21 protein-coding genes are annotated in these 24,556 nt (G+C 62.7%); 12 read left to right on the top strand and 9 right to left on the bottom strand.

What is annotated here, in order from left to right; translation table 11 throughout:
- Positions 1–65: 65 nt before the first annotated feature.
- The 4 genes from AX724_RS04680 to AX724_RS04665 form a co-directional block, all read right to left on the bottom strand.
- Positions 66–1,727, bottom strand: coding sequence for a long-chain-fatty-acid--CoA ligase (locus AX724_RS04680; RefSeq protein ID WP_047099898.1), 1,662 nt, complete (start codon positions 1,725–1,727; stop codon positions 66–68).
- Between the two features lie 14 nt (positions 1,728–1,741).
- Complete coding sequence (locus AX724_RS04675) at positions 1,742–3,043, bottom strand: OmpP1/FadL family transporter (RefSeq protein WP_025290589.1); 1,302 nt, start codon at positions 3,041–3,043, stop codon at positions 1,742–1,744.
- A 38-nt stretch (positions 3,044–3,081) separates the two neighbouring features.
- Positions 3,082–3,486, bottom strand: coding sequence for a DUF2147 domain-containing protein (locus AX724_RS04670; RefSeq protein WP_066764031.1), 405 nt, complete (start codon positions 3,484–3,486; stop codon positions 3,082–3,084).
- A gap of 210 nt (positions 3,487–3,696) precedes the next feature.
- A complete protein-coding gene (locus AX724_RS04665) occupies positions 3,697–4,341 on the bottom strand; it encodes a DUF3422 family protein (RefSeq protein WP_066764030.1) in 645 nt (214 codons plus the stop codon).
- Positions 4,342–4,623: 282 nt separating this feature from the next.
- On the opposite strand from AX724_RS04665, the gene AX724_RS04660 reads away from it, so the two are divergent.
- The 10 genes from AX724_RS04660 to AX724_RS04615 all read left to right on the top strand — a co-directional run bounded on the left by AX724_RS04660 (position 4,624) and on the right by AX724_RS04615 (position 14,941).
- Positions 4,624–5,760, top strand: a complete 1,137-nt coding sequence (locus tag AX724_RS04660; RefSeq protein ID WP_004206969.1) for a thiolase family protein — start codon at positions 4,624–4,626, stop codon at positions 5,758–5,760.
- On the top strand, positions 5,757–8,108 hold the full coding sequence (locus tag AX724_RS04655; RefSeq protein WP_025290591.1) for a 3-hydroxyacyl-CoA dehydrogenase/enoyl-CoA hydratase family protein: 2,352 nt from the start codon (positions 5,757–5,759) through the stop codon (positions 8,106–8,108). The genes AX724_RS04660 and AX724_RS04655 overlap by 4 nt, the downstream gene beginning before the upstream one ends.
- A gap of 45 nt (positions 8,109–8,153) precedes the next feature.
- Complete coding sequence (locus AX724_RS04650; RefSeq protein WP_025290592.1) at positions 8,154–9,944, top strand: acyl-CoA dehydrogenase C-terminal domain-containing protein; 1,791 nt, start codon at positions 8,154–8,156, stop codon at positions 9,942–9,944.
- The gene (locus AX724_RS04645; protein ID WP_025290593.1) at positions 9,941–10,849 is read left to right on the top strand and encodes an NAD(P)H-dependent flavin oxidoreductase; all 909 of its coding nucleotides are present in this window, start codon (positions 9,941–9,943) and stop codon (positions 10,847–10,849) included. The genes AX724_RS04650 and AX724_RS04645 overlap by 4 nt, the downstream gene beginning before the upstream one ends.
- Positions 10,850–10,858: 9 nt before the next feature.
- Positions 10,859–11,602 (top strand): electron transfer flavoprotein subunit beta/FixA family protein, encoded by a 744-nt coding sequence (locus AX724_RS04640; protein ID WP_004206977.1) that lies wholly within the window; start codon positions 10,859–10,861, stop codon positions 11,600–11,602.
- Between the two features lie 115 nt (positions 11,603–11,717).
- Positions 11,718–12,644, top strand: a complete 927-nt coding sequence (locus AX724_RS04635; protein WP_004206978.1) for an electron transfer flavoprotein subunit alpha/FixB family protein — start codon at positions 11,718–11,720, stop codon at positions 12,642–12,644.
- 8 nt (positions 12,645–12,652) lie between these two features.
- Entirely contained in the window at positions 12,653–13,078 is a 426-nt protein-coding gene (locus AX724_RS04630) for a PaaI family thioesterase (RefSeq protein WP_004206979.1), read from the top strand.
- A 14-nt stretch (positions 13,079–13,092) separates the two neighbouring features.
- Positions 13,093–13,392 (top strand): polyhydroxyalkanoic acid system family protein, encoded by a 300-nt coding sequence (locus AX724_RS04625; RefSeq protein WP_004206980.1) that lies wholly within the window; start codon positions 13,093–13,095, stop codon positions 13,390–13,392.
- A 102-nt stretch (positions 13,393–13,494) separates the two neighbouring features.
- Positions 13,495–13,734, top strand: a complete 240-nt coding sequence (gene acpP, locus AX724_RS04620; RefSeq protein ID WP_004206981.1) for an acyl carrier protein — start codon at positions 13,495–13,497, stop codon at positions 13,732–13,734.
- Positions 13,735–14,062: 328 nt separating this feature from the next.
- Complete coding sequence (locus AX724_RS04615) at positions 14,063–14,941, top strand: alpha/beta hydrolase family protein (RefSeq protein WP_025290594.1); 879 nt, start codon at positions 14,063–14,065, stop codon at positions 14,939–14,941.
- Positions 14,942–15,104: 163 nt separating this feature from the next.
- Here the strand turns inward: AX724_RS04615 and AX724_RS04610 are convergent, their stop codons facing one another.
- Genes AX724_RS04610 through AX724_RS04595 form a run of 4 tightly spaced genes read right to left on the bottom strand, consistent with a single transcriptional unit; the run spans position 15,105 to position 19,796 of the window.
- A complete protein-coding gene (locus AX724_RS04610) occupies positions 15,105–16,235 on the bottom strand; it encodes an ABC transporter permease (protein ID WP_004206985.1) in 1,131 nt (376 codons plus the stop codon).
- The gene (locus AX724_RS04605) at positions 16,232–17,395 is read right to left on the bottom strand and encodes an ABC transporter permease (RefSeq protein WP_004206986.1); all 1,164 of its coding nucleotides are present in this window, start codon (positions 17,393–17,395) and stop codon (positions 16,232–16,234) included. The genes AX724_RS04610 and AX724_RS04605 overlap by 4 nt, the downstream gene beginning before the upstream one ends.
- A complete protein-coding gene (locus tag AX724_RS04600) occupies positions 17,392–18,429 on the bottom strand; it encodes an HlyD family secretion protein (protein WP_004206989.1) in 1,038 nt (345 codons plus the stop codon). Before AX724_RS04600 ends, AX724_RS04605 begins: the two co-directional genes overlap by 4 nt.
- Positions 18,426–19,796, bottom strand: a complete 1,371-nt coding sequence (locus AX724_RS04595) for a TolC family protein (RefSeq protein WP_066764039.1) — start codon at positions 19,794–19,796, stop codon at positions 18,426–18,428. The genes AX724_RS04600 and AX724_RS04595 overlap by 4 nt, the downstream gene beginning before the upstream one ends.
- Positions 19,797–19,884: 88 nt before the next feature.
- On the opposite strand from AX724_RS04595, the gene AX724_RS04590 reads away from it, so the two are divergent.
- A complete protein-coding gene (locus AX724_RS04590; RefSeq protein ID WP_066764029.1) occupies positions 19,885–20,508 on the top strand; it encodes a TetR/AcrR family transcriptional regulator in 624 nt (207 codons plus the stop codon).
- Positions 20,509–20,584: 76 nt separating this feature from the next.
- On the opposite strand, the gene AX724_RS04585 is transcribed toward AX724_RS04590, so the two are convergent.
- Positions 20,585–23,002 (bottom strand): LuxR C-terminal-related transcriptional regulator, encoded by a 2,418-nt coding sequence (locus AX724_RS04585; protein ID WP_082733397.1) that lies wholly within the window; start codon positions 23,000–23,002, stop codon positions 20,585–20,587.
- Positions 23,003–23,148: 146 nt separating this feature from the next.
- On the opposite strand from AX724_RS04585, the gene AX724_RS04580 reads away from it, so the two are divergent.
- Positions 23,149–24,522, top strand: a complete 1,374-nt coding sequence (locus tag AX724_RS04580) for an aldehyde dehydrogenase family protein (RefSeq protein ID WP_231736468.1) — start codon at positions 23,149–23,151, stop codon at positions 24,520–24,522.
- Positions 24,523–24,556 lie beyond the last annotated feature (34 nt).

Genomic DNA, 24,556 nt, shown 5'->3' with positions numbered 1-24,556 from the left:
CCTCCAATCACGGCTACCCTACCACTCAAGCGCATAAGCTTTGTAGCTTGACAGGGGATAGAGGCTCAGGCGAGCTTTTTGTTCTCCTCTTCGATCAAATCCTTCTTCGAAAGTTTGCCGATCAGCGTTTTGGGCAGGCTGTCCCGGAATTCGAAAGCCTTGGGTAACTCGATCTTGCTGAGGCGATCCTGCAAAAAAATCTTGAGTTCATCGACGGTCAGGTTTGCCCCCTCGTGCAGTGCGACGAACAACTTGGGAGATTGACCTCTGTAGGCATCGGGTATCGCGATTGCGATCGCCTCCTTTACCGCCGGGTGTTGGTAGGCCGCATCCTCGATGATCCGGGGATATACATTATATCCGCCACAGAAGATGATGTCCTTGATGCGGTCGACGAGGAAGAGATAGCCATCCTCATCAAAATAGCCGATATCGCCGGTTCGTAGCGCGCCATCGACGAAGACAGCACTGGTCTCTGCAGGGCGCTGCCAATAGCCCTTCATCACCTGAGGGCCGCGGGCGCACACTTCTCCGCGTTCTCCCTGGGGAAGAACCCGCGAGGGATTCTCCGGATCGCGGATCTCGATGATGGTGCCGGGGAAACTTGGGCCGCAGCTATTATCCTTCACCGTCCCGAACAACGGGTTGCAGGCGATGATTGGGGCGGTTTCGGAGAGCCCATATCCTTCCACGACCCTGGCACGCGTGCGTGCCTCGAACTCCTCGCGTACCTCGAGCGGGAGCGGAGCGCCGCCGGATATACAGGCGCGCACGGCCGAGAGATCGGGTATCTCGTCGTCCGGAAGCGCGTTCAGGGCAACATAGATGGTAGGGACGCCGAAGAACTGTGTCGGTGGCTTGCGCTTCATCGTCCTGAGAACCTGCTTCATCTCAAACCGCGGCAGCAGGACGATTTCGGCGCCGATTTCGACCGAGAAGTTGAGCACCGTCGTGAGTGCGAAGACGTGAAACATGGGCAGGACGCCGAGAGTTCTCTCCTGCTGCGGGCGAAGTCCTCCCACATGCACCACCATCTGGGCGCTGTTCGCCGTGAGGTTGGCATGGGTCAGCATTGCGCCCTTGGGCACGCCGGTTGTGCCTCCGGTATATTGAAGGACCGCGACATCATCAGGGTGACGTTCGACCGCGTCAGGTTCGGCATCATGGGCGAGAAGCGCCTTGAGGCGGACATGAAGGCCTTCGTCGAGTATCCGCGCGTGGTCTTTTCGCTTGAATAGCGCAAAGCCCAGGCCTTGCAGCCAGGGCAGCATATCCCTCATGCCGCACAACACGATCTTGTCCAGCCCGGCACGTGGCGCGACGGCTTGCACTTTCTCGTGGATTATCCGGACGTCCGGTACCGCCATCATGCGCGTTCCCGAGTCCCGGATCTGATGCTCCAGTTCGCGCTCCGTGTAGAGCGGGTTGAAGTTGACCACGATCGCACCCACGCGCAGCGCGGCGAAGTACAATATCACGAAATAGGGGCAGTTCGGCAGGCACAGGCCGAACCGATCGCCCTTGCGCAGCCCCTGATCCTGCAATCCACGTGCTGCACGACGAACGAGTTGCCCCACCTGCGCATAAGTCCAGGTTCGCCCGAGAAAGTCGATGGCGACGCGTTCGGGATAAAGGTTCAACGCATTGTCGAGGAGGTCGGTCAGGAGCCGTGGCGGAATTGCCGGTTCCGGTATCGACGGGAAGGCGCTGATGGCGGGCTGGGGCATGGCGATCTCCAGCATCAGAAGTGGAAACGTCCGCCGAGCGACAGCACGACGGCGTGCGCGTCCTCGAGCTTGCCGTCCATCAGGATCGGCGTCTGCACGGCCGTGCCGGCATAGGCCGCTGTCGTGCGATCAATAGTCGTATCCTTGAACGTGATATACGCTGCGCCCGCATCGAGCGTGAACCGGGAAGACACGGCATAGCTTGTGCCGGCAGCGAAATTCCACCGGTTGCTGTCGGGCACTCGAGCGTCCCGATTGCCGTTGCGCGTCGGGGTCTGGGCGTGTTGAACGCCGGCACGAACGGTCCAGGCCGGTGTGACCGCATAATCGATGCCGCCTGCGAAGCTCCACGTGTCCCGGTAATTTTCCGGGATTGAAACGTTGAGCGGCGCGCCGAGCCGGATAGCGTCGAATTTCGACCAACCCATGCGGGTCACCTGACCGTTGAGGGTGACCTTGGGCGACACCGCCACGCGCGCTCCGAAGATCGCCTGCCAGGGGGTCTCGAACGTGGCGTTTGCATTCACTACGCTGTTTTGCCCGGCGAGCGGACCAAGAAGACCGGTCGTCGTCACCGAACCATCGAGATTATGCTTCACGCTCGACTTGTAGCTGGCGCCCAGTTGCACGGGGCCGGCGCGATATTGCAGCCCGGCCGACCAGCCCAGATCCCAACCATTGCCTTTCAGCTCCTGGTGGCCGTCGGCGAGAAGAGGCGATAGGTTCGGCAGATAGTTGGACAATGATGCGTCGGCATATTCGATATTAAGCGCGGCGCCGATGCTGAGATTTGGCGTAACGAGGTAGGCGATCGATGGCTGGATGTCGTATGTTCGCAGCTTGGTCTTGTCGGCGCTATACCGTGCCCAGCTGTCGGCATCATAATTGGTTGTGAAGCTATAAGGGGAGGCGACGGTCAGCCCCAAAGCGAGCCGTGATGTCAGGCCGACGGCTATCGCGCCGGAGGGTAGTACGCCATTATTGATCGGATCACGAGAGCGTTGGCTCCCGCCTACAGCCGCAGCCGACTGCCCGGGACGGACAATGAGCGTGTTGACATTGTCAACCGACCCTTTGGGAAGGATTATGCTTACGGCCTGGTGGGCATCGACTCCTTCCATGCCTGCGATCGCAGCGGGATTCCACCAGAGGGACTGTACGCCCTGGTCGGCGACCTCGCCCGAAAAGGCTCGTCCGGCACCTCTGGACGATTGTTCCTGAAGGTAAAAGGCCTGCGCGCTCGCGGCTTGCGGCGCGAGCAATCCAGCCGCCAGGGCCGATGTTGCGATCCCAACTTTCCAATTTTTGCCTGCCACGCCCGTCTCCCCTTTCGTGATTGTCAAATTCCTCGTGCTTATCGGATGCGCGTCCATGTCTGCGTCTTGCAAAGGGGCCAGACGATGCAGCCCTTGAGGCGCAAATGATCCCGATCGGCTAATGTGACCGTCGCGCTGTATGTGCCGCCATCCTCAGCGTTGTAGATGGAGCCACCCGACCAACTGCCCGACTTCCACGTAAAACCCTGCAGCATCTGCAATCCACGAAGCGGACGACCGCGCAACGCAGCGGTCTTGTTCTTTTCGTCACGTAGTTCGGGGTTGGCTTTGATCCCGTCGGAACTGATCAAGGCACCACAGATTGATTGCCCGCAGCGGGTGATTTCCACGACGCCATGATGGCTCTCGGTTTGCCAGCGACCGACAACGGTGTCGGCGGGCAATGCAGTGCTCGAAGCCAGTAGTGTCAGAATGATCGACATCGTTCCTCTCCGCGCGCCTTCAGGCGACCGTCTGTTTCACGTCTGGAGCCAATATGCGGCGAATCAGCGTCCCATAACCATCTCGATGACGTATAGGTAAGTCAATAGCTCAATGCGTCATCAAAATGCCTATTAGGTTGTGTGCGAATTGGAGGGTCAGGCGCTGCTGGCCCCGTCGTCAGCGTTCGGGCGTGTTCGTGTGTGACGCCGTCAAGCTATTGATCTTTGCGCGCCTTCAAGCAAGGAAAGATTGCGATAATTGCCCAGTTCCTGAATGCGCTGGATGGAACGCGACACTTCGCCGTCAGCCGCCCCGTTCGCGGCAACGACCAGGCGCCCGTAGCCGCCGGCGTGAATGCGAAAGTCGCTCCAGATCCGGACGCTATCCCCGATGATGCAGGAGACGAGATGGCCCGGATGGAAGTCGGCCCGATCGACAACCGGCTCGGCGTAGCTATCGTTCGCCACAACGACGATGTGGGTTGCGCGGATGACCAGGCCCGGCAGCGTTTCCATCCACTGCAAGGTATCACTGAAGGGGCCGACGTCGGGAGCAGACCAGAACTGCGCGTCCGCGCTGACCGAGGTTGACGTTAGCGTCGTGGTGACCGCTTCACTGTGCCTTTCCCAGGCCAGCCGCCCGTTGGCGGACCACTCCGTTTCCAGGTGGCGCAGGTTGCGATCGAGTCCAGAGGCACATCGCTGCTCCAGGATCAGCCATTCCTTCTCCCGGTCATTCTCATCGACCAGGCGAACCGTCTGAAATGCCATGGCGGGCAATTCGAGTGCAGGAAAACGGCGCAGATGCATTTCGCCGACGATCTGACGCCGGAGGGGATGCTCAGAAAATCGCATGTGTGCGCCTTCGAAAACAGGTGCAGTGGCGCTTGGGGAGAGGCGCAGCCGTCGATAAGACGGGCGCGAGCATCATCGCCGGGATGAGAGTGCGCGGTTTTTCACTGGCGAGCATCCGTACGTTCCTCGGCCAAGACCTCCGATATCAAGCCTCCCGGGAACCGGTGCATGACGATTCCCTCGACGGCGTGAGAAGAGTGCCAAAGATTTTAGTTGACGTAAACGTCATTTCACGCACCATTAGGTAATCAAATGTCCGATTCCCTGGAGAGGCTATCATCGATGCGTAATGTGGTTGTTGCGGGCTATGCCCGGTCCCCCTTTCACCTGGCAGGCAAGGGCGCGCTGGCGCGCGTCCGCCCTGACGATCTGGCCGCTCAGGTCATTCGCGGACTGATTCAGCAGACCGGCGTGAAGGCCGAAGATATCGAGGATATCGTGCTGGGCTGCGCTTTTCCTGAAGGCGAGCAGGGCTTCAACATCGCGCGCCTTATCGGTCTTCTCGCCGACCTGCCGCTCTCTGTCGGCGGCATGACCGTTAATCGCTTCTGCGGATCGTCGATGAGCTCGGTCCACATCGCTGCGGGCCAGATTCAGCTTGGCGCCGGCGAGGCCTTCATCTGCGCGGGCGTGGAGTCGATGAGCCGCGTGCCGATGATGGGGTTCAATCCGCTGCCGAACCCCGAGCTCGCGAAGAAGAGCGCCGCCTATATGGGCATGGGCGACACGGCGGAGAATGTCGCGACCAAATATCAGATCACCCGTGCCCAGCAGGAAGCCTTTGCGGTCGCCAGTCAGGACAAGGCGGCCGCGGCTATCGCGGCCGGCAAGCTCGAGGCCGAGATCGTGCCGATCACGACCAAGGCGGGCGTGGTCGACAAGGATGGCACGCCGCGTGCCGGCACGACGACGGAAACCCTCGCCGGGCTGAAGCCGGCCTTCAGCCAGGACGGCACGGTAACGGCGGGAACGTCCTCGCCGCTGACCGATGGCGCAAGCGCAATCCTGGTCACGAGCGAGGATTATGCGCGCGCGCATGGACTGCCGATCCTTGCCCGCATCAAGTCGGTTGCTGTCTCTGGCTGCCAGCCGGAGATCATGGGCATCGGACCGGTCGAGGCCTCGCGCAAGGCGCTGCAGCGGGCGGGGCTCAGTGTGGACCAGCTTGACGTTGTCGAGCTCAACGAAGCCTTTGCGAGCCAGTCACTGGCCTGCATCAGCGACCTGGGGCTTGACCAGTCGAAGGTCAATCTGGACGGCGGCGCCATCGCGATAGGCCACCCTCTGGGGGCGACCGGTGCGCGGATCGTGGGCAAGGCCGCGGCTCTGCTGAAGCGCGAAGGCGGCAGCTATGCGCTTGCCACCCAGTGCATCGGCGGCGGTCAGGGCATCGCCACCGTGCTGGAGGCGGCGGAATGAGCGAGCAGGCCATCAAGCCAGTCGGCGCCCCGCCGGAAACCATCAAAAAGGTCTGCGTGATCGGCGCAGGCGTCATGGGCGCCGGCATCGCAGCGCAGGTCGCCAATGCCGGCGTGCCGGTGCTGCTGCTCGATATCGTGCCCAAGGAGGGCGGCGATCGTGACGCCGTGGCGAAGGGTGCGGTCGCGAAGATGCTGAAGACCGATCCGGCGCCCTTCATGTCGAAGGCTGCGGCGAAGCTCGTTGAAACGGGCAATATCGACGACCATCTCGAGCGGGTGGCCGAATGCGACTGGATCGTCGAGGCGATCGTCGAACGGCTCGACATCAAGCAGGCGCTCTACGCCAAGCTCGAGCAGCTCAAGCGTCCGGGCACGGCGGTATCGTCCAATACCTCGACGATTCCGCTTGGCCATCTGGTCGAGGGGCGGGACGATCAGTTCAAACAGGACTTCCTGATCACCCATTTCTTCAATCCGCCGCGCTACATGCGGCTCATCGAAATCGTGACCGGCCCCGACACTGATACGGCTGTGGCGAGGCGCGTCTCGGATTTCGTCGATCGAAAGCTCGGCAAGCGCATCGTGCCGGCGCGGGACACGCCGGGCTTCATCGCCAATCGCATCGGTACCTACTGGCTGGCCGTCGCGATCAATGCCGCGATGGACCAGGGGCTGACGGTGGAGGAAGCCGACCAGATCGGCGGAAAGCCGATGGGCGTGCCCAAGACCGGCATTTTCGGCCTTGTCGATCTCGTTGGCGTCGACCTCATGCCGCTGCTCACGAAGAGCCTGTCCTCGACGCTGCCGGCAGGTGACGCCTATTTCGACACGGTGAGGCCGATGCCGCTCGTCGACAGGATGATCGCGGAAGGCTTTACCGGGCGGAAGGGCAAGGGCGGTTTCTACGCGTTCGACAAGGCGACGAAGACCAAGAAAGCGCTCGATCTCGCGACCGGCGAATATCGCGTATCGGTGAAGCCGGCTTCCTTGCCGGGCCGGGCCGAGAAGGACCTGGCAGCATTGGTTGCTGCGCCCGGCAAGGTCGGCGCCTATGCCTGGGAAATTCTCGGCAAGGTTCTTTCCTATGCCGCGAGTCTGGTCGGTGAAGCTGCGGACAACATCGTCGGCATCGATGACGCGATGAAGCTCGGCTACAACTGGAAGTTCGGGCCGTTCGAACTGATCGATCGCCTCGGGCCGGGCAAGCTCGCCGAACGGCTGGCGGCCGAGGGGCGGGATGTTCCCGCGATCCTCAAGGTAGCCGGAGATCGGCCATTCTACCGGGTGCAGGACGGCCGTCGGCAATATCTCGATGCCGCCGGCGACTATCATGATGTCGTGCGGCCCGAGGGCGTGCTGCTGCTGGAAGACATCAAGCTTCATAGCCAGCCGATCCTCAAAAATGGCTCGGCGGCACTCTGGGATGTCGGCGACGGCGTTGCCTGCCTTGAGTTCACCGGCAAGATGAACGCGCTCGACGGCGATGTGATGAAGCTGATCGGTCAGGCGATCCCGGTCGTGCAGGACAAGTTCAAGGCGCTCGTCGTCTATAATGAGGGCAGCAATTTCTCTGCTGGCGCCAATCTCGGCCTTGCCCTGTTCGCGCTGAACATCGCGGCATGGGGCGAGATCGAAAAGCTCGTCGCGGGCGGGCAGCAGGCCTACAAGGCGCTCAAATATGCGCCGTTCCCGGTCGTGAGCGCGCCGGCCGGCATGGCGTTGGGCGGTGGTTGCGAGATCCTGCTCAACAGTGATGCCGTGCAGGCCCATGCCGAAAGCTATGTGGGTCTGGTCGAGTGCGGCGTGGGCCTGATCCCTGGCTGGGGCGGATGCGGTGAAATGATCGATCGCTGGCGCTCCAGTCCCGGCATGCCCAAGGGGCCGATGCCGGCCGTTGCCAAGGTGTTCGAGACGGTATCGACGGCCACTGTGGCAAAGTCGGCCGCCGAGGCGAAGGAGCATGGCTTCCTGCGTCCGTCGGACGGCATCACGATGAACCGCGACCGCCTGCTGGCGGATGCCAAGGCGAAGGCACTGGAACTGGCGGACGGTTACAAACCGCCCGTGGCTCCGGAATTCCGCTTGCCTGGCGCGGGAGGCAAGTCCGCTCTTTCGATGGCTGTCGAAGGATTCCAGGCCCGTGGCCTCGCAACCTCCTACGATGGTGTCGTGTCCGGCGCGCTCGCCGACGTCCTGACGGGCGGCGAGAAGGATCTGATCGACATCGTGACCGAAGAGGATCTGCTGGCGCTCGAGCGCAAGGCCTTCATGCAACTGGTGCGCGACCCGCGGACCCAGGCGCGCGTCGAGCAGATGCTCGTCACCGGCAAGCCGCTGCGTAACTGATTGGCGGCCGGCGGCCCGAGGGCCGACTGGTCAGGAGATATAAATATGCAAGTCTATGACGCCCCGTTGCGCGATATGCGCTTCGTGCTCAACGAACTCCATGCCGATGACGGCTTCGGGGACATTCCCGCGCTGGCGGAGTTCACGCCGGATCTGACCGATGCCATCCTCGAGGAGGCGGCGCGCTTCTGTCGCGACGTGCTCTTGCCGATCAATCGGTCGGGCGACGAGGAAGGATGCCATCTGGAAAACGGCGTTGTGCGGACGCCGGCGGGGTTCGCGCAAGCCTATAAGCAATTCGCCGAAGGTGGCTGGACCGCGCTCGCATCCGATCCAGAATGGGGTGGGCAAGGGCTGCCGGAAGCGGTCAACAAGCTGGTCGAAGAGATGATCTGCTCGTCCAACCTTTCCTTCGGCCTCTATCCGGGCCTCACCCATGGTGCGACCACTGCGATCGAGGGCCATGGGAGCGACGCGCTCAAGCAGGCCTACCTGCCCAAGATGGTAAGCGGTCAATGGTCCGGCACGATGTGCCTGACCGAGCCTCATTGCGGTACCGATCTCGGGCTCCTGCGCAGCCGCGCGGTCCCGCAGGGCGATGGCAGCTACAAGGTCACCGGCTCCAAGATCTTCATCTCCGCCGGTGAGCATGACCTGACCGAGAATATCATCCATCTCGTGCTCGCCCGCCTGCCCGACGCCCCCAAGGGCGTAAAGGGCATCAGCCTGTTCCTCGTTCCCAAATATCTTCCCAAGGAGGACGGCACTCCCGGTCAATCGAACGGCGTCGCCTGCGCCGCGATCGAGCACAAGATGGGTCTCAAGGCGTCGGCGACCTGCCAGATGAACTTCGACGATTCGACCGGTTGGCTGGTCGGCGAGCCGGGCAAGGGCATGGCCGCCATGTTCACGATGATGAACACTGAGCGCGTCTCTGTCGGCATTCAGGGCCTCGGTGTCGGTGAAGCCGCGTATCAGGCGGCCGCCTGGTATGCGAAGGACCGTATTCAGGGCCGGGCGCTCTCGGGCCCCAAATATCCCGAACAGGCTGCCGATCCGATCATCGTCCATCCCGATGTTCGCCGCATGTTGATGACGATGCGGGCCTATAATGAGGGGTGCCGGGCGCTCTCGGCCTGGGTCTCGCGCGCGCTGGACGCGGAAAAACATTCTCCCGAACCCGAAGTGCGCCAGCGTGCGAGTGACTTCATCGCGCTCATGACCCCCGTCGTCAAAGCGCTCTTCACCGACCTTGCGTTCGACAGTGCGAACCTCGCTGTCCAATGCTATGGCGGCCACGGCTACATCCGCGAAAGCGGCGTCGAGCAATATGCCCGTGATGCCCGGATCACCATGATCTATGAGGGGACGAACGGCGTTCAGGCGCTCGATCTCGTCGGCCGCAAGCTCGGCGCCCATATGGGCCGCTATCTGCGCAGCTTCTTCCATCCGGTGTCGGCTTTCATCGAGGAAAACAACGTCGACGGACCGATGAAGCCGATGGTCGAGGCGCTCGCCAAGGCGTTCGGGGCGCTGCAGCTTTCGACGGCCACGGTCGCGCAGCGGGCACTCAAGGATCCCGAAGAGGCGGGCGCGGCGTCGGCGGACTATCTGCGTCTGATGGGCCTGGTGGCCATGGGCTATTGCTTTGCCAAGGCGACCAAGATTGCAGGCTTGCAGCTCTTCTTCGGCAGCGAGGACAAGCGCTTCTACGATGCCAAGATCAAGACGGCGACGTTCTTCTTCGAGCGCATCCTGCCGCAGGCGACGGCCAGCTTCCTGGCGATCAAGGCGGGCAAGAAGTCGCTGATGGCGCTGGAAGACGACGTGTTTTGACGCTTCCGGCAAGCCTCGAAAAGCGGCTGGCCATTCCAGCCATCGTTGCGCCGATGTTCCTTGTGTCGGGACCGGACCTTGTCGTCAGTTGCTGCGAGGCGGGACTGCTTGGCACGTTCCCGGCGCTCAATCAGCGGACCAGCGAAGGTTTCGGTGAATGGCTGGATGAAATCGAGGAGCGGCTGGCTCCCATGCCGGGAGCGGCGCCCTTCGGCGTCAACCTCATCGTCCATAAGAGCAATCCGAGGCTCGACGCCGATCTGGAACTGATCGTTCGGCACCATGTGCCATTGGTCATCACCTCGCTCGGCGCCGTCGCGGATCTTGTCCAGGTGGTTCAGGGCTATGGCGGGCTGGTCTTTCACGACGTGACGAACGTGCGTCATGCGGAAAAGGCGCTCGAAGCTGGCGTCGACGGTCTGATCGCGGTCGCTGCCGGCGCGGGGGGACATGCCGGCACGATGAGCCCGTTCGCACTGGTTGACGAGATACGGCGCTTCTTCCAGGGGCCGCTGGCGCTTTCCGGCGCCATCACGCGCGGCCACCAGATCGCGGCCGCGCAGATGATGGGGGCCGATCTTGCCTATATCGGATCCCACTTCATCGCGTCGGAAGAGAGTCTCGCCTCGCCGGCACAGAAAGACATGGTGATCGGGGCCGGACCAGCGGATATCGTCTATACGGACCGGGTCACCGGCGTCGGGGCCAATTTTCTCCGGCCCTCGCTGGAAGCCGCGACTCTCCCTGAGCCACATGGCGCGCTTTCGGTTTCGGAGGAGGCCAAGGCCTGGAAGACGATCTGGTCGGCAGGCCACGGTGTCGGCGCTACCACTGCCGTCCAACCGGCCCGATCCATCTGTGAGAGACTCATTGCCGAATATCAGGCGGCATTACAATCAGAGTAGGATTGATCCATGAAGGTGCTTGTGCCCGTCAAGCGGGTTATCGATTATAATGTGAAACCGCGCGTGAAGGCGGATGGGACGGGCGTCGATTTGGCGAACGTGAAAATGTCGATGAACCCGTTCGACGAGATCGCCGTCGAAGAGGCTATCCGCCTCAAGGAAAAGGGAGTCGCGACCGAAATCGTGGTGGTGTCGATCGGCGTCGCCAAGGCGCAGGAAACGCTGCGCACCGCGCTCGCCATGGGGGCCGACCGCGCGATCCTCGTCCAGACTGACGATGAGGTCGAGCCGCTCGCCGTCGCCAAGATCCTGAAGGCCATCGCCACCGAGGAGGCTCCGGGCCTGGTGATCCTCGGCAAGCAGGCCATCGACGATGATGCCAATCAGACCGGCCAGATGCTGGCAGCCCTTCTCGGTTGGGGGCAGGGCACATTCGCCAGCAAGGTCGAAGTATCGGGCGAGACTGTCGCGGTGACCCGTGAGGTGGATGGCGGTCTGGAGACCGTAAGCCTCAAACTGCCGGCGATCGTGACGACCGATCTGCGTCTCAACGAACCGCGCTATGCGAGCCTGCCCAATATCATGAAGGCCAAATCCAAGCCGCTGGCGACGAAGACGCCGGCCGATCTCGGTGTTGAGATCGCCTCGCGCCTCAAGACGCTCAAGGTGACCGAACCCCCCAAGCGCTCGGCGGGCATCAAGGTGGCCGACGTCGATGAATTGGTCGCCAGGCTCAAGGAAATGGCGATTTGATAAACTTTCAAACGCGCCGAACTTGCCGAACCTCTCCCATGCAAGTGACGGCGCACCCCGCTTCATCCTGTGCGCACAGAGATGAAGCGGGGGCGGATTTCTCGGAGAATAAGTTATGAATACGCTCGTCTGGGTTGAACATGACAATGCGTCGGTCAAGGATGCGACGCTATCGGCCGTCACCGCCGCTGCCAAACTTGGTGAGGTCCATCTGCTGGTTGCCGGTGCGGGCATCGGCGGCGTGGCCGAGGCTGCTGCGAAGGTCGCGGGTGTCGCCAAAGTCGTAACGTTCGACGATGCGGCGTTCAAACACGCTTTGCCCGAGAATGTCGCGCCGGCCGTCGCGGACCTGATGCGCGGCTATGACGCGTTCGTGGCGCCTTCCACTTCGAATGGCAAGAACATCGCGCCGCGCGTGGCGGCCTTGCTTGATGTGATGCAGGTCAGCGACATCCTGTCGGTGGAAAGCGCTGACACGTTCACGCGTCCCATCTACGCGGGAAATGCGATCGCGACGGTCCAGTCGTCTGATGCAAAGAAGGTTATCACGGTGCGTGGCACAGCCTTCGAGAAGGCGGCCCGCGAGGGTGGCTCGGCCAGTATCGAGGCTGCGACGGGCACGGATGCGGGACTTTCCAGCTTCGTGGGTGCCGAGATCGCCCAGTCCGAGCGCCCGGAACTCACCTCGGCCAAAATCATCGTCTCGGGCGGGCGAGCGCTGGGCTCGGCCGGGCAGTTTCATGGCGTGATCGATCCGCTGGCCGACAAGCTGGGCGCGGGTGTGGGCGCAAGCCGCGCGGCGGTCGATGCTGGCTATGCGCCCAACGATTTTCAGGTCGGCCAGACCGGCAAGATCGTGGCGCCGGAAGTCTATGTCGCCGTCGGCATATCGGGTGCGATTCAGCACCTTGCTGGCATGAAGGATAGCAAGACCATCATCGCGATCAACAAGGATGAGGACGCGCCCATCTTCCAGGTCGCCGATATCGGCCTGGTCGGCGACCTCTTCAAGATCGTTCCTGAACTGACCGAAAAGCTTTGAGGTAAGCGATGACCGGTCTGGAAGAGATCGAACAGTTCATGGCGGCCGGCACCCGGCCGCCCATGATGGACCTGTTCGACATCGATCTGCTTGAGGCGGAGGAGGGGAAGGTCGTCTTTGTCGCGACGCCCACCTCGCAGACCTACAATTTCATGGGCATCGCCCATGGTGGCTATGCCGCGACGCTGCTGGATTCGGCCTGCGGCATCGCGGCGAACTCCGCGGCCCAAGTGCCCATCAACTGCGTCACGCTCGAACTCAAGGTCGCCTATCATGCGCCCTTGACCGACAGGGTCGGGATGGTCCGTGCAATCGGCCAGGTGGTGTCGATGGGCAAGAGGGTGGCGCATACCGAGGCGCGTCTGATCGACATGGCCGGCAAACTCTATGCCTCCGCGACATCGACCTTGCTGCTCGTCGATCGGGCGGCCTGAACAGGAAAGAAGATATGGAAGTCGTTATCCCGCACAGCCTTGGTAAAATCGAAGCGAAGAGCAGGATCGAGGCCGGCCTGCCCAAGCTGGCAGCGCATATCCCGGGAGGCGGTTCGCTCAGTTCCGAGTGGGTATCGGACTACGCACTACACTTGGTCATCGGGGCGATGGGGCAGAATATCCCGGTGCAACTCGACATTGAGGATAGCGAGATTCGCGGCGACGTCAGCGTACCGCTGTTCCTCAAAATGATGTCAGGACAGATTTCGGATTTTGTGAAAACGAGCGCCGAGAAAATGCTCAGCAAGGCATGATGAATTTACTGGCCGCAGGACAATATCGTTGCTCTGCGATGATTGAGTTTACGAGAATCTGCCCTGTTTCCTAGCCGATAGTGTCCGCGCGAGGGCTTTGTGATGGAAGAAATCGCTCCCCGAGTTTTCAGGATCATTAGCCGTCAGCTCGGCGTCTATCCGGATCAGATTGCCCTTGCTTCGTCTTTCTACGATGACATCGGCGTGGATAGTCTCGATGTGCTGGAAGTTGTGATGGCGCTTGAAGACGAATTCGGACTCACTATCCCGGATGAAGCCGCCGGTGAGGTCAAAACAGTAGAGGATGCGGTCAAGCTGGTCGAAGCATGGATAGCCAAGTGAGATAAAACCCACGATCCTCTGAAACCGCAATTCACGACGACAATGAAATCTAGATAGCTCTTTGGTCGCCTGACGTATCACTTCCATGATCAAGGCTACCGTGATCGCGCATAGCCGCCATATGCTTTGCGCCAGAAACGGGATTTCATCTATCGCTTTGCCCACTCGATGACGGAATGGTGTTTCCGAAAAGAATATAGCGAACCATGTTATCTAATGACGAATCGCTGTCTTCTCACATTTGACGAACTGGCTGGTAACGTCGGAGCGGGAAGATGCATGAAAGAGGTAGATCATGCGATACCGTTCATTAGGCCTGGCTACAGTCTTGATTGTCACGAGCACCGCTTGGGCGCAGACGCCGTCGGATAACCAACATGCGCTGATCGGACCGCCCCAACTCCACGCCCTTCCCGTCACCGCTCCGACGCTCGTCGAGGCCTATGGTCCTGATCCTCTGCAGATCGGTGAACTGCGCTTGCCTGCAGGTCCTGGCCCGTTTCCCGTCGTCATGGTCATTCACGGTGGCTGCTGGACCAAAGGCTATGAGACACTGGCAGGCACGGCGCCGTTGGCGAGCGCCTTGACGGACAAGGGCGTGGCGACATGGAATATAGAGTATCGACAGGTTGGTGACACCCGCGGCGGGTGGCCTGGGACCTTCCAGGATTGGGGAGCGGCGCTCGATCACTTGAGGGTGCTGGCACGAACCCAGCCTCTGGACCTGAAGCATGTGGTGACGGTGGGACATTCGGCCGGCGCCCACGCTGCCCTGTGGCTGGCGGCCCGTCCCAGATTGCCTGCCGACAGCGAGGTCCGCGGCGCTGATCCACTGAAGGTTTCCGCCGCGGTCGCCATCGACGGCCCAGGCGACCTGCGAACCCTGTACGGGTTCGACAAGGAGATTTGCGGCCGCCCGATCTTCGTCAACCTGTTCGGGGGCGCTCCTGACGCACAGGCGGGCCGCTACCGTCAGGCAAATCCGATCGAATGGCTGCCTCTGGCCGTGCCTCAATTCATGGTCGCTTCCGTCGTGCTGGAGCCTTCAGCCGCGCAAGCCTATGCAGCAGCCGCACAGTCGGCCGGCGATAAGGCGACGGTGATCACCCTGGAGAATGCGGGCCACTTCAACATGCTTTCGCCTGCGGACCCCACCTGGGCGCCGGTAGAGGCCGCGATCCTCGCGGCGGCGAAAGCAGAGCAATAGTCGAGGCAGCCTCCGGTTTATCCCCATCTCGGTGATCTCTATCTGATGAAGCCCTGCAGAGGTCCGCTTCGAACACCTCCCCCTGGGTTGCGCCAAGGTCGCGTCGGCCGGGGCGAGAGGGTTGCACTTGGGGTGCCCCTGACGATCTCGTTCCATTGAGGCGTCAGTCAGGCTTGAGAGGCTGAAGGTCCGGCGCGGAAATCTTCGTGAAGCGCCACCAGGCCAGGCCTCCGTAGACCAGAATGAGGATGGCGAGGTTGAGCACCTCCCGCGTCTGCTCGGCAAGGCTCGCGCCCATCTGATTGAGCCCGACCATGAGATGAATGCCCGCGGTGGTTGGCAGGAGGCGCGCGAGGAGCGCCAGCCAGGCCGGCGTCGCCTCCGCCGGCCAGGAGAGACCCGCGAGGAAGAAGATGGCGAGCGACGTGCCCATCCACAGTTGCAGGGGTCGTTCCCGTGTCCGGAAGAGGCTGGCCAGCGCAAGCGCCGCCGCCACAGTCGCGCCCACGAACAAACTGCCGCCCACGATCAAGGCGCCAGGAGAGCCGGCGGCGCGGGGATAGTCCTGAAACCAGAACACAAAACCCGCATAATAGGCCACGTCGGCCCAGCCGATCACGAAGAAGGCCAGGGCAATTCCGATAAGGGTGCGCGAGGGCAGACGAAAGCGTCCCAGTGTCTCGCGCAGGGTGGCGGCGAGCATCGTCAGGCCCATCAGCAGGGTCTGGTGAATGATGAGGAAGCCGACCCCGGGGAACACCGTGCTGCCATAGCCTTCGCGCGTGTTGAACAGCGGGCGCTGAACGAGCGACAGGGCAGGGCGGGCGGGTGCGCCCTGCGCCATGGCCTGATCGCTCGCCGCCTCGCCGGCGATCGTGGTGACCGCCAGGCCGATGCCTGACAGCGCCGTGCTGCTGCGCAGCAGATAGGCGCCGTTGCCGTAGAGCGCGACCGTGCCCTGGGCGCCGTTCAGAATATGTCGCTCGAACCCCTCGGGGATGATGACCACGGCCCCTGCGCCGGTCGTCTCGAGCCAGAGCCGGGCGGCTCCTGGAGAGGCCGGGCGCGCGGCAAGATCGGCCTGCTGGAGCGCTGCGATCCGGCGCACGAGACTGCGGCTTGCGCCGCTGTCGTCGAGATCGACGACGGCCACCGGAATGCGGACCGCGACCTCCCCGGAATAGGCTGAAGGGTAGAAGAAGGAATAGAGGATCGTCGACACGACGATCAGCATGAAGGCGGAGCGGTCGGAGAGAACGGCGCGGAAGGTAGCGAGGAAGGCGCGGCCGATCATCGTCGTCCCCAGACCTCCGGGCTCATCCGCGCCGAGACATAGCGCGGCAGCCCGGCGCCCGAGCCGACGACGAGAAAGGCAAACAGCGCCAGGATCGATCCAAGAGATGCGAGCACGGGTGCGCCGATCATCCATTGCTCCGCGACCAGCCGCGCGAAGCGGGTAAAAGGCAGCAGCGCGCTCCATAGCCGGGCGAAGGCGGAGGCCGACTCGATCGGGAAGATCGCCCCGGCGAAGGCGAAGGAAGCGCCCGCATAGAGGGCGGTCATCGACAGCGCCTGCCCCATGGAAAGGGTGGCCCCGACGATGAACAAGGCCATGCCCGCATAGGCGAGATAGAGGGCGAGATAGCCGCCCATCAGCATCGCCACGCTCCCTTGCACGGGCCAGCCCCGGTAGACCGCGAGATAGCCGGTCGCAAGCGCCCCCCAGAGCAGGAAGATGAGGATATAGGGCGCGATCTTGCCGGCGACGGCGGCGACCGCCTCGCCTCGAGGCCCTGCAAGCCATGCTCCGATGGTCCCGTCCCGCAGCTCGCGACCGAGCGCGCTCACGACCGCGATCATGAACAGCAGGTGCAGGAGTGCGGGGTGGATCAGGGCGACGAGTTGCAGCTCGTAACTGGCCTGCGGGTTGTAGAGGATCCGGCTCTGCACGCTCACCGGCTGCGGCCGCACACGCGCGGGACCGGCGATCGCGGCGCTTTGCTCCCCGGCCAAGGCCTTTGCGTGGGCCTGGACCACGGTGCCGACTTCACGCAACACCGAACCCGAGGGCGTGGAATAGCTCGCATTGTAGAAGAGGAGGATCTTGCCGGTCTCGCCGCGCAGCACGGTGCGCTCGAGATCACGCGGGATCAGGACCACGGCATAGGCGGCGTTGGAGCGGACCAGATGCTCGGCCTGTGCCATGTCCGGTGGCCGCGCCGCGACCTTGAGCCCGGGTGACGCCTCCAGCTTGCGGGTGAGGTCGCGCGCGACGCCGCCGCCGTCCTCGTCGACCACGACGATCGGCAGGTTCCGCATGACGCCTGCCGACAACTGGACCGCGACGATCGCCAGCAGCAGCAGAGGCAGCCAGGTGACCAGCGCCAGATCCCAGACGCTGCCGCGCAGGAAGGCGGTTTCGCGCCGGGCGCTATCGACGAAGGCCCGGATCATTGCGGCCAGTCGAACAGGACCGTCATGCCGGGGCGCAGCCCATCGACCCGCGACACGGGCGACAGGCGCACGTCAAAGCTCTTCACGTCAAAGCCGCTCGACTGGCGGGTCGCGCGCCATGTCGCGAAATCGCCGGCGGGCGCGATGTAGAAGACCCGAAACTGGGCGCAACGATCGCCGAGCGCAGGTATGCGGCCGGTCAGGACCCGTCCCCGGCGGATCGCACTGAACTGATCTTCTCTCAGGGTGAGCGTCACCCAGGGATGATCGATGTCGGTCAGGACGAAGACGGGAAATCCCTGCGGCACGAGTTCGCCCGACTGCGCCAGCCTGCGTCCGATCTCACCGTCCGACGGCGCGAACACCCGGGTTTCCTTCTCGGCCGCCTCGACTTCGGCCAGGGCGCCGCGCGCCTGGCGCACCTGTCCGCTCGCGGCCTGCCGATCCTGTCGCCGCGCCCCGGCCAGCGCCAGATCATATTGCGCGCGCGCCGCTCGGGCCGCTTCATTGGAGGCCAGGGCGTTTGCGCGGCTCTCGTCGCGTTTCTGCCCCGCCAGCACACCCTGTTCAAAGAGGCGCTCGGTGCGCTGATAGGTGGTCTGGGCGAGGTCCGCCGCCGCCTGCGCGCGTCGCCACTGGGCCTCGGCAGCCCGGATATCCTCCGGCCGTGCGCCTTCATCGGCCTTGTCCGCATTCGCCTGCGCGGCGGCGAGCGCGCCGCCGGCCTGTTCGGAGCGGGCTTCGACCTCGGGACTGTCGAGCGTATAGAGCAGCTGTCCCGTCTTCACCGGCTGGCCTTCCTCGACATGAAAGGCCGTGATCCGAGCCGAGACCTTGCTCGTGATCCGCAGTTCGCGGGCCTCGACCATGCCCTGGAGCTGATCGGGAACCGGGCGATAGGCCAGCCAGAGACCGAGGCCGAGAATGACCACGACGAGGAAAGCAATGAGCGGCAGCAACTTGCGCTTCCGCCCGGTCGGAACCGGCGGAGCCGTCTCGTCCGGGGTGACCAGGGTTTCCGATGTGGCGGTCATGGCGTGACCCTTTCACCCTGGTCGATATAGTCCGGCAATGTGGCGATCTGACCGCTGACGTGGAGAAGCTGGGCGAGCGCGACAACGAAATCATATCCGGCCTGGGCGCGCTGGATCCGGGAGCGGGCAAGACCGAGCTGCGCATCGATCACGTCGAGCGAGGTTGTCTGCTGCTCCTGATAGCCGAGGGTCTGGACCCGCAGATTCTCCTGCGCCGCAGTGATGGCCGTGTCGGTCAGCTCAAACCGCCGTCGCGCGGCTTCCGCATCGTTCCAGGACCGCGTGACGCCGATTTCGATCTGGGTGCGGGCTTCGCGCAGGCCCGCATTGGCTTGCGTCACCGTTTCCCGCGCGGCCTGCACCGCTTGCGAGCGGCCCACACCGGAGAAGAGCGTGTAGCGCAGCCCCACGCCCATCGACCAGTCGGGATCCGTCAACAGCGTGTCGCGCCGATCGAAATTATACTGGGCGAAGCCATAGATCGTAGGCCGGAGCTTGGCGCGCTGGAGGGCCACCCCCGCTTCGGCCTGGTCTTCCAGCGCGCCGAGCCGGTCCAGTTGGGGATGGGCGCGCAGCGCCGTGTCCACATAGGTGTCGAGCGAGCGGAGGGGCTGGCGGATCACGAAGATGGGGGAGACGGGATCGACGCCGGACGGCGCCCGCAATGCGCCGGCAAGCGCTACCTGCGCACTCGCGAGATCGGCCTGCGCCTTCTCGAGTTCACGCGCGGCGTCGTCGCGAGCCACCTGCGCCTGGAGGCGTTGGGCCCGGCTTATGAACCCTTCCTGTTCGAGTTTGAGGGCGTCCGCGACATGCCGGTCCAATCCCGCGAGCGCATCACGGCGAACATCGCGCACGCGCTCGAGCAGCTGCTGGCCGAAATAGAACTGGGTCATCTGCAACAGACCGTTGTCGATGACGATCTGGCGTTCGGCGCGCGACTGCCCCAGTTGCGCCGCCGCGCCCGCCTGAGCGGCGGGAATCTGGCCACCGGAATAGAGCGGCAGCGTCGCCGTCACGATCGGCCGGGTGCTGGTGCGCTCGATCTCGAAGCGGAGGGGATCATAGATGGCATAATCCTGGGCCACGTCCGCCAGCGGGCCGAGCGGCAGATAGAGGGTTTTCTGATAGCGGATCATCTGGCCTTCGAACTCGACAGTCGGACGCCGCAGCGTGCTCGTGGAGCCCTTCTGGGCCTCCTTGCTGCGCACATCGGCGTCGGCGCCCTGGATCGCGTCCGACCGCTCGAGCAGCCTCGCCTGGGCGCTTCGATAATCGAGATCCAGCCTGTCGATCGTTTGCGCCTGCGCGCCCTGACAAACCGCAGTCGCCAGCGCAGCAACCAGCATCGAACATCGCAAGGTCATGAAGAACGTCTCCTGCTCCCGCACGGTAACGTTGACATCCAACCAACTCAATACATATTTGTATCGAAATGCTCCTGCCCGTGATCCCGTGAGCCGCCGCCCGGCACGAACGCGCCCGACCCGGGCGCAGACCCGGGAGCGCATCCTGGATGGCGCTCTCGAGGCCTTCGCTGAACGTGGCTTCCATGGCGCAACCCAGGAAGATATTTGCGAGCGCGTCGGTCTGAGCCGGGGCGCCTATAATTCTAGCTTCCGGTCCAAGGACGAATTGTTCTTCGCCCTCTATGACCGGGTGATCGAGCGATTGCAGTCGAGGCTGGAGGAGGCGACCGCCTCAGCGCTGTCCATGCCCGGCTCGACGGCCGACAATTTCCTCAAGGCCTTTATCGCCAGCTATCCGTTCGATCGGGACTGGTATCTGCTCCAGGCCGAGTTCGGCCTCTATGCCTTGCGCCATCCTGCCATGGCGAGCCACTATGCCGAACGGCAGGGGCGGATCCTCGTCATCATCGAGGGCGCGCTCGCCGACATCCTTCGCGAGGACTCCCGCATCGTTGCCCGGGACCTCCCGCGCATCGCGCGACTGATCCTGGCTGTCCACGAGGGAAGCATGTTCCAGGGCCTGCTCGAACCGCACGAGGTCACAAGCGGAGAGCTTCTGGACTTTCTCGTGGATCTCATGCTGGCGGGGGCGGCAACGAGCGTCGACTAAGAATGGATTGCTGATCTTGCCTTGCGGGAGGCCGCGCAACAGCATGCCTGCCTCTATTTGTGATGTGGGAGACCGTTTAGTGAAGGAGACCGCGCTGTATTGCCGTGGCGACGGCCTGGGTGCGCCTGTTGACGGCGAGACACTTGAAGATCGCGCGAAAATGCCATTTTACGCCATCTTCGCCGATACCCAATATGTTGGCGATCTCCGCGCTTGTAAGACCATCTCGCGCCAGGCTGAGGATATGGAGTTGGCGGCGAGACAGGTCGGATCCTTCGGTATGTTGTGAACTCGGCAAGTGATGTTGTGCTGCGGACCGATCAAACCTCGCCTTTAGGGCCCATCCCGCGTGAATATGCTCCAGGATATTCCGGAACTCCCGCGCTGTTTCCTTCAGTCCTGTGCTGTCGCGAATTTCCGAGGCCTCTTCCGCCGACCGTATGGCCAGTTGCAGCGCATCTTTACGTAGATGCAGCACCGAACGCAGCATGAGGGTTTTGAGTATGATATGTTGACATCCTGCCCTGCGGGTGCGGGCCAGGATACGGTCCGTCAATTGGCGCGCGAGGTGATCCTTCCCGTCGGCAAGCGCCCGCGTCGCAGACAGAAGCATGCACTCGACGTCCGCAATGGCGAGGTGAGCCGAAGTGATGGCGTCGTTCCTGGGAATATTGGGGATGGTGACCGATCGACCCGACGCCATTTCATGTTCGGCAGTCAGGATATCGGCCATGAGTTGCAGTCGCGGCATGTGGTCGCGTACGGCTTTCACGTTCAGTTCGGTCAGGATTTTTCCGCAGAGGTCCGCATCTCCGGCCAGACGAGCGGCTCGTAATATGGCCCGTGCCGTATGAATCTGGACGTCGACGATCTGGTCGCAGAAAAGCAACGGCCATTCCAGTTCTGCCAGAGGCACGCCGCTTTCGGCCAGCACAGCGAGGCGCAATCTTTTCAGCGTCTCCTCGGCAACCGGGGAGACCATATCCGTCAGATGCGCGTCGATCCTATTTCGTGCGGGAATGATCTGCCCCTGCGTCAGCAGGAGCAGCACTTCGGCAATCTTTGCCCAGTCGCGGGCAAAGCCCTGATCGGCCAGGGCACAAGCTTGATCCAGTAGGGGACGCAGTGCCGCGAACTCGGCCTCGTTCGACTGACTCGCCACGATGCTCGCGAGACAGGCCAGGGCGGAGGCCTTCATCATTGGGTTTTCCCGGGCGTGCAGTTGGAGCCATTGCCGGCAGAGCCTTTCCGCCCGCACGACATCGTCCCTCAGCGCCGCTGTCGTAGCACCGAGCAGCGTCAGCAATTCCTCATGCGTGTCCGTGCGTGACAGCAACTTCAGAAGGTGCGTCGCCCCTGCATGCTGCTGCTGGAAGGAAAGGACCCATATCTTTCCCAGACCAGCCATGGGATTCGTCAGCAACGCTGTGTCGGGCACGCCCTCGAGCCAATGGGCCAACTCGTTGATACGGCCTTGTCGCAAAGCGACATCCATGACGATCTCACCGCCCAGTCCCCGCGCCCAGGCCGGATCGCCGGCGCGCAGCGAAAGTGCTATTGTTTGCGCTGGCCGGCCGGCGCGCCAGTGATGAAAAGCAGCCCGTTTTAAAAGATGGCTTGGCGAGAAACGAAGCTGCGACTGTCCGCTCAAGGCAAGATGGTGTCGCAGCGCCGGATTGAGCGCAAACATTCCGTGCTTGTCCGGCCTCAATAGGAGACATTCGCGTTGCGCACGTGCGATCCATTGCGCGCCGTCGTGGATGCGCAGGGCAAAATCGTGGCTTTCGGCATCGAGGGGAGCGATCAATGCCGCCTTTTTCAACCATGTGCGCAGAGCGGGCGATAAGGGCGCCAACACGATCTGATCGAGATAACAGATGATCTCGGGCCATACATGCAGTGGCTGCTTCCGGTCGGATACACGACACGCGATGCGGCACAATGCGGGCCAACCCTGTGTGTCCGACATGATCCGGTCGAGGGCTGAAGGGACCCGGGTCAGTTGCTTCAGATCCTGGGCGCTGCAGGCCAGGCCATCGGGGCCGACTTCCTGCCAGTCGGCGTTGAGGACGCCAAATCCCCAAGGGGCGGAGGTTGCAAGGACCGCCCGCCAATCATCGGGAAGAGCATCCACCAGGTCTCTGGTCAGCGTTTCGAGATGTGGCGCTTCCTGAACATCATCGAGGCAAATGATCCCGGGCCTGTCCTGATGCCATATCCATTGCAGAATGGAGTCGATGTCCGCGGCGGTTCCGGCCTGAAGAGCGAGGCGATGCAGGGTGCTCTTCGCCGTGTCGTCGCTTGCAAGCTTTGTCCAAAGCGCCGGGCGACCAGTGTCCGCCGCCTCCTTCCAACCGGCCGCAAGTGTCGCCGATTTGCCGTAGCCGCAAGGCGCACGCAGCAGGCTGACGCGCGCGGTCAATTTAACAGGGCGAAGTGCCGTTTCCGCCAGTCGCGAAAGCAGAGTTGGAGTCCATTCCCTTTCGTGATCCATGACAGGTCGATACTACATGTTCGTGTAGTTCCCTATTGCTATTGTGCTCGTAAGACTCGCGCGAAGCTCATGTTTCGGACGTGAATGAGATGATTGAAGAGAGACAGTCGATTTCGCAGGAACCCTGTGATGGCCGCCCGGTGGAAATGCTCTTCACCGCGCAAAAGGCAATGTCGGACGAGCGCCGGATGCGATTTGGCCTTGCTGAGAGGCGCGCCGCGCTGGCGCGCCTCGCGCTTGCCATACGAAAGTTCGAAGCGGATATCGTTCAGGCCATGGCGACCGACTTCGGCAAGCCGGAGGCCGAAGTGTTTCTGACGGAAATTCTTCCGGTCATGCAGGAAATCCGCCACAGCCGTCGTAATCTGCGCCGATGGATGCGGCCAGTCCATGTCGGATCGACATTGATCGGCTTCGGCACGGCCGGACGGATCGTGCCACAACCACGCGGCGTGTGCCTTATCATCGCGCCCTGGAATTACCCATTCAATCTCTGCCTGGGGCCGCTTGTGTCCTGCCTTGCTGCCGGCAACAGCGCTATCCTGAAGCCTTCAGAGATGACACCTGCTACCTCGGGCGTCATCGCGCGGCTGATCGCCGACACATTTCCGCCAGACCTGGTTACCGTCGCCCTCGGCGGGAAGGAGATGTCTCAGGCCCTGCTCGCGCTGCCCTTCGATCATATCTTCTTCACCGGCAGCCCCGAGGTCGGGAAAGTCGTAATGCAGGCAGCCTCCCGCCACCTGACCTCCGTTACGCTGGAACTGGGTGGCAAGTCGCCCACGATCGTGGGACCGGATGCCGACATAGAGACGGCCGCCAGTTGGATCGTCTTCGGCAAATTCTCCAATGCCGGTCAAACCTGCATCGCGCCCGATCATGTGTTCGTCCACGCTTCGATCCGCGACCGGTTCGTGGAAGCGCTGCGCCGCCGGATCGCCGCCGCTTATGGTTCGGGCATGACGAGCCCCTATCTCGCAAGGATCGTCAATGATCGCCATGCGGACAGACTGGGGGGCCTGATTGCGGATGCCCTGGCCACGGGCGGGCGGATCATTGTCGGCGGCGAAAGGCAGGGAAGGGCGCTGGCGCCCACAGTGCTGGAGGCGATCGCTCCCGAGGCGGCGATCGACCATGAGGAGGTATTCGGTCCCGTCCTGCCGGTCCTGACCTATGATGACATTGAAACCGTGATCGGTCGGATCAACGCAAGACCCAAGCCGCTGGCGCTTTATGTGTTCGATCGTGACCGGGCGAGAGTGGATCATATCCTGGCGGCCACGACTTCCGGCAGTGCAGGCGTCAACCTTACCATCGTCCAATACGTCCACGATCATCTGCCGTTCGGCGGTGTGAACAATTCCGGGATCGGGGCGGCACATGGCCATCACGGGTTCCGGACTTTCAGTCATGAGCGCGCCGTTCTCCAGAACCGCTTCTCCGCTCTGCCTCTCGTCTTTCCTCCCTATTCGGGCCGGGCAGCGCGTCTGATCCGACTTGCCAAACGCTTTCTGGGGTAAATCCATGTACGACTATATCACGATAACCGATAGC

Source organism: Sphingobium sp. CCH11-B1, assembly GCF_001556865.1.
Lineage (GTDB): Bacteria > Pseudomonadota > Alphaproteobacteria > Sphingomonadales > Sphingomonadaceae > Sphingobium.
Note: the sequence above shows the minus strand (reverse complement) of the source record. Positions and strands in the feature narration are given on the sequence as shown.